Genomic DNA, 4712 nt, shown 5'->3' on the forward strand with positions numbered 1-4712 from the left:
ATTCTTGGGCTGCCCATTTCTCCATTTTTTTGCTTACCTCCACCTTAATTCCTTCTTTCAAAACTATACCTATCAATCGTTTCCCCTTTTTTTAAGTTTCTTCTCTTTTTGTTAAGAAAGATCTGACTAATGGATAGCTTGATCACGAGGGTGCTGATTCCCCTCGATTTTGGGATAAAGCCGATCGCCTGATGGTGGTAACGGTGGGAGGTGCAGCCCTAGGGGGATCGATTGCGGGAGTTTATGGCGCGGTTATTGGTGCGATATTAGCGGCGGGCTGCGGATGGTATATTACCTTTAGAAAAGCAAAATCAGCATAAATTTTTGATGAAGATTGTTAACATTGAAAACTTTCTTTTGTTAATCGGAACCTTGGTTATTACCGCAAGCGTGGCACTGGTTACAAAAAAACAGCCAAGACGGGGAAACAATAAATCTTATCTAGAAATTCTTTTCGTTTCTGGGTTAAGTTTATCGGCTGTATTGGCAATGTCTAAGGTCGTCCATAAAGTGTTAACTGATGAAAATTTTCAGAATTGCCTTGGCTCGGATAGTCAAATCCTTCTTTTGTTAGCTGCTGTTCTGGGTATCTATATTTCTATTAAAGAGATTTGGAAATTATTTGAAGCGAAGTAATAGGAATACCAGCTTTATCCATATCCAAAAGTTATACTAAATCCTGTTGAGAAGGTGTAGAATAGGCGTTGGGTTTCATGCTTCAATCCAACCTAAGTTCTATAAAAATTATCCGTAAACCCAAAAAAAGGAAGCTGAATCATGAAAATTACTATCGATATTCCCGATGAATTGCTTCAACATTACAACTACAATAATATTACCCGTGAAATTTTAGAGGCTTTGGTGGTGCAGGCCTACCGAGCGGAAAAAATCACCAGTGCCGAGGTCGGAAGTATTTTAGGTCTATCTTCTCGTTGGGTGGTGGATGCTTTTTTGAAAAACCATGATGCCGATTTACATTACGATGAAGTCGATCTAGACAGCGATCGCAAAACTCTTCAGCAACTTCGCAACAAACACGATCATAGTCTTTTTTGATCGTCGTTTCAATTAAATTGAAGATAGATTTCGCCTTTGATATCCCCTTAATAAGGGGGGCGCTGATCCCCCCTTGATCCCCCCTTAATAAGGGGGGCGCTGATACCCCCTTGATCCTAGGGTTGATTCATAGTAGGGTTGATTCATGAATCAACCCTACTACCCTTAATAAGGGGGGTGCTGATGATTTTTAACACCTACCTACTTAAAACTACATTCCCATAATTTCGTAACCGGAATCTACATAAATAATCTGTCCGGTAATACCACTAGCAAGATCACTGGCTAAAAAAGCGGCCGTATTTCCCACCTCAATTTGTGTCACCGTGCGATGTAAAGGAGCGATTTCTTCCACATGATGGATCATATCAAGAATTCCCCCCACGGCCGAAGATGCCAAGGTGCGAATTGGACCGGCGGAAATACCATTAACTCGGATCTTTTGGCCACCTAATTCGGCGGCTAAATAGCGAACACTCATTTCTAAACCAGCTTTTGCCACCCCCATTAAATTATAGTTAGGAATTACCTTGACACCACCGAGATAGGTAAGAGTGATAATACTTCCCCCTTCCGTCATCAAAGGTTTAGCCGATCGAGCTAGACGGGTTAGGGAAAAAGTGCTAATATCTAGGGATTTAGTGAAAGCTTCCCGAGGGATGGCGGTAAAATCGCCCGTTAAACCCTCTTTATCGGCAAAAGCGAGACAGTGAATCAAAATATCCAGTTTACCCCATTTTTCCGCCACTGTAGCGAAAGTATCTTCTACCTGTTGGTCATTTTGGACATCGCAGGGGACATAAAAAGCGGGATTAAGTTCATCGGCCAATTCTCGCACTTTTTTCTCAAAACGGCCCTTTTCGTCGGGGAGATAGGTGACACCGATATTTGCACCAGCTTGATGGAGTTGTTGGGCAATTCCCCAAGCGATCGAGCGATTATTGGCAATCCCCGTCACTAGGGCGTTTTTTCCCGTTAAATCTAACATAGTTCTCGTTTCTCTTACAAAAATCTCCCCAATAGCCGACCCCAGCGAGATTCGGTATAATAGGGATACAGATAACGGGGCAGCAATGATCACCCCTCCCCCATTGTCTGGCAAAAAGCGCCCAAAACTTTTCCCAGTTTAGGCAGCGGTTATGTTTAATAGAGGTGACACTCGTTGCATAATAAAAACAATTTTCCCCTTTTTTGGATGTGAGATGGACTTATCCCTAATACAAGATAAACCCCTAGCAGATGTGTTCCGTCGAATCGGCAGCGGCAATTTCCCCCCGGTGGTGGAATTGTTCGAGCGTGGCAAAACGATCTTTTTCCCTGGAGATCCCGCCGAAAGAGTCTATTTTTTGCTGAAAGGAGCCGTTAAGTTGTCGCGAGTCTATGAAGCGGGAGAAGAAATTACCGTGGCTCTACTGCGGGAAAATAGCGTCTTTGGTGTGCTATCCTTACTGACTGGTCAGCGATCGGATCGTTTTTATCATGCCGTGGCTTTTACTCCGGTAGAATTACTCTCGGCCCCGATCGATCAGGTAGAAAGATCCCTCCGCAATAATCCCGATTTATCAATGTTGATGCTGCAGGGGTTGTCCTCGCGGATTCTGCAAACGGAAATGATGATCGAAACCTTGGCTCACCGGGATATGGGTTCCCGTTTGGTCAGTTTTTTATTGATTCTCTGTCGTGATTTTGGGGTTCCCACCACCGATGGTATCCGGGTTGATCTAAAATTGTCTCACCAAGCGATCGCAGAGGCGATCGGTTCTACCCGCGTCACTGTCACCCGTTTATTGGGAGAGCTGCGGGATCAAGAAATGGTCTCAATTTACAAGAAGAAAATTACCGTCCATAATCCCGTCGCTCTCAGTCAACAATTTACTTAAATTCTGGATGACTAGCGCTTATATTTTGGTTTTGGCCATCGTGGTTTTAGGTGGTCTGATAGCGGCGGTTGGCGATCGCATAGGGAGCCGTATCGGTAAGAAAAGGATGCGTTTATTTAATCTGCGTCCGAAACAAACCGCAACTTTAATGACGATTGTAACGGGAATTTTTATCGCCGGCTCGACTTTAATTGTCTTGTTTGCTTCTAGTAAATCCCTGCGTCAAGGGGTTTTTGAACTGGATCGTCTTTTAAATGAACGTCGTGCCGCTATTAAGGATTTGGAAAGTCAGGTAAGAAAAACCACCGAACAAAAAAATCAGGTGGAAAAGGCGTTAAAAACGGCTAAAAGTGAACAGATAGCTGTGCAGAAACGTCTAGAGGTTCTTAACAAAAATTATCAAGCTTCTCGTCAACGTTTGCGATTAGTTTCGGGACAGTTAGAAAAGTTTCGGAAGGAAGTGGCTAATTTAAATAATGAACGAGTTATTTTAACTAATCAAAAGGCACAGTTAATCAGTCAACGGGATCAATTGTTCCAACAAAAATCAATTCTTTCTAGTCAAATCAATCAACTACAAACCACCGTTCAAGTTAGAGATAAAGAGTTGGCTAATCAACAAAATTTATTAACAATCAGACAAGCGCAACTTCAACAGTTGGAAACCCAACAAAAAACCCTACAGCTAGAAATTGATCGCCGGGATCAACGCATTGGAGAACTCGATCGCTCGATTGTGGATAAAAATTTGGCTTTGGAACAGCGCGAGGGAAAATTAAAAGATTTAGAAACCCAAATGGCTTTTCTTAAGCGGGAAGTGGAAGTTTTAGAACAATACTATCAAACTTATCAAGAATTGCGGGAAAAACAAATCGCTATTTTCCGGGGACAGGTGTTATCTTTTGGAGCTTTTCGTATTGTTGATCCCCAAGCTATTGTCACCGTTATCGATAAGTTATTGCGAGAAGCGAATATAAATGCTATCCGTGCCACCCAACCGAATCAGCCTAATTTTGACCAGCGTTTAGTTAAGATCACCAAAGCACAGGTAGAACAGTTAAGTCAACAATTACAGGACGGTAAAGAATATGTGGTGAGAATCCTTTCAGCAGGTAATTATGTCTTAGGAGAAACCGAGATTCGTGTCTTTGCTGATGTGGTTCCCAATCAAAGAGTTTTTGAGGAGAAACAGGTAATCGCTGCCGTTTCCATTGATCCCCAAAATATGACAGAAGAAGACCTACAAAAGCGCTTAGATTTACTCTTAGCTTCGGCTCAATTTCGCGCTAGAAGTGCGGGAGTTTTAGGGTCAATTCAAGTGGAAGATGGTTTATTAACTACGGTAGTTAACTTTATTGGTCAAGTCAAAAAGTCGGGTAATTCTATCGAGACACTTGAGGCAATTGCCGCTAGTAAAACTAATACGGCTGGCCCCTTAACTTTGCGTTTAGTGGCGGTAAAAGATGGTAAAATTGTTTTTAGTACGTCCTCTTAAAAGATAGCTAAAGTTAGGAGTTGAGACTAAAATCAATTCCTTCGTAAATATCAGCAAGATTTAAGCTAATTCCTAAAGAATCTAGAGATATAATTCCCCTGGCTGGGGTGTATTCTTGTAATAACCAATTATTTTCTGAGGTTTTGCTATAGGATTCTATTAGTATCTCCCCTTGACTGACGAGAAGATATTGGTTTAATTGGGGTATAGAACGATAATAACGAAATTTATCACCCCGATCATAACCAGAGGTGGAAGGAGATAAAACTTCGATAATTAGG

The 4712-nt window shown here is 42.0% G+C and carries 7 protein-coding genes; 5 read left to right on the forward strand and 2 right to left on the reverse strand.

Annotated features, from left to right (window positions below; translation table 11 throughout):
* The first annotated feature begins 191 nt into the window (after positions 1 to 191).
* The 3 genes from IM500_RS23755 (at position 192) to IM500_RS23765 (ending at position 1056) form a co-directional block, all read left to right on the forward strand.
* The gene (locus IM500_RS23755) at positions 192 to 320 is read left to right on the forward strand and encodes a hypothetical protein (RefSeq protein ID WP_287739645.1); all 129 of its coding nucleotides are present in this window, start codon (positions 192 to 194) and stop codon (positions 318 to 320) included.
* Between the two features lie 7 nt (positions 321 to 327).
* Positions 328 to 636 carry a hypothetical protein gene (locus IM500_RS23760; protein ID WP_287739646.1) on the forward strand — a complete coding sequence of 103 codons (309 nt, stop codon included), beginning with the start codon at positions 328 to 330 and terminating at the stop codon, positions 634 to 636.
* A 141-nt stretch (positions 637 to 777) separates the two neighbouring features.
* Entirely contained in the window at positions 778 to 1056 is a 279-nt protein-coding gene (locus tag IM500_RS23765) for a UPF0175 family protein (protein ID WP_190721477.1), read from the forward strand.
* Between the two features lie 211 nt (positions 1057 to 1267).
* Here the strand turns inward: IM500_RS23765 and fabI are convergent, their stop codons facing one another.
* The gene (gene fabI, locus IM500_RS23770) at positions 1268 to 2044 is read right to left on the reverse strand and encodes an enoyl-ACP reductase FabI (protein ID WP_002760333.1); all 777 of its coding nucleotides are present in this window, start codon (positions 2042 to 2044) and stop codon (positions 1268 to 1270) included.
* A 214-nt stretch (positions 2045 to 2258) separates the two neighbouring features.
* On the opposite strand from fabI, the gene ntcA reads away from it, so the two are divergent.
* Positions 2259 to 2936, forward strand: coding sequence for a global nitrogen regulator NtcA (ntcA, locus tag IM500_RS23775; RefSeq protein WP_002793163.1), 678 nt, complete (start codon positions 2259 to 2261; stop codon positions 2934 to 2936).
* 7 nt (positions 2937 to 2943) lie between these two features.
* Entirely contained in the window at positions 2944 to 4431 is a 1488-nt protein-coding gene (locus IM500_RS23780) for a DUF3084 domain-containing protein (protein WP_287739647.1), read from the forward strand.
* Positions 4432 to 4444: 13 nt separating this feature from the next.
* Here the strand turns inward: IM500_RS23780 and IM500_RS23785 are convergent.
* On the reverse strand, positions 4445 to 4712 hold a 268-nt coding region (locus IM500_RS23785), incomplete at its 5' end, for a Uma2 family endonuclease (RefSeq protein ID WP_287739648.1).

Source organism: Microcystis sp. M179S2 (assembly GCF_020245805.1).
Classification (GTDB): domain Bacteria; phylum Cyanobacteriota; class Cyanobacteriia; order Cyanobacteriales; family Microcystaceae; genus Microcystis; species Microcystis aeruginosa.

What these genes read in the sequence shown, in the direction of transcription:
- IM500_RS23755 (WP_287739645.1), top strand. Translation starts at nt 192, where the DNA reads ATGGTGGTAACGGTGGGAGGTGCAGCCCTAGGGGGATCGATTGCGGGA.
- IM500_RS23760 (WP_287739646.1), top strand. Translation starts at nt 328, where the DNA reads ATGAAGATTGTTAACATTGAAAACTTTCTTTTGTTAATCGGAACCTTG.
- IM500_RS23765 (WP_190721477.1), top strand. Translation starts at nt 778, where the DNA reads ATGAAAATTACTATCGATATTCCCGATGAATTGCTTCAACATTACAAC.
- fabI (WP_002760333.1), bottom strand. Translation starts at nt 2,044, where the DNA reads ATGTTAGATTTAACGGGAAAAAACGCCCTAGTGACGGGGATTGCCAAT.
- ntcA (WP_002793163.1), top strand. Translation starts at nt 2,259, where the DNA reads ATGGACTTATCCCTAATACAAGATAAACCCCTAGCAGATGTGTTCCGT.
- IM500_RS23780 (WP_287739647.1), top strand. Translation starts at nt 2,944, where the DNA reads ATGACTAGCGCTTATATTTTGGTTTTGGCCATCGTGGTTTTAGGTGGT.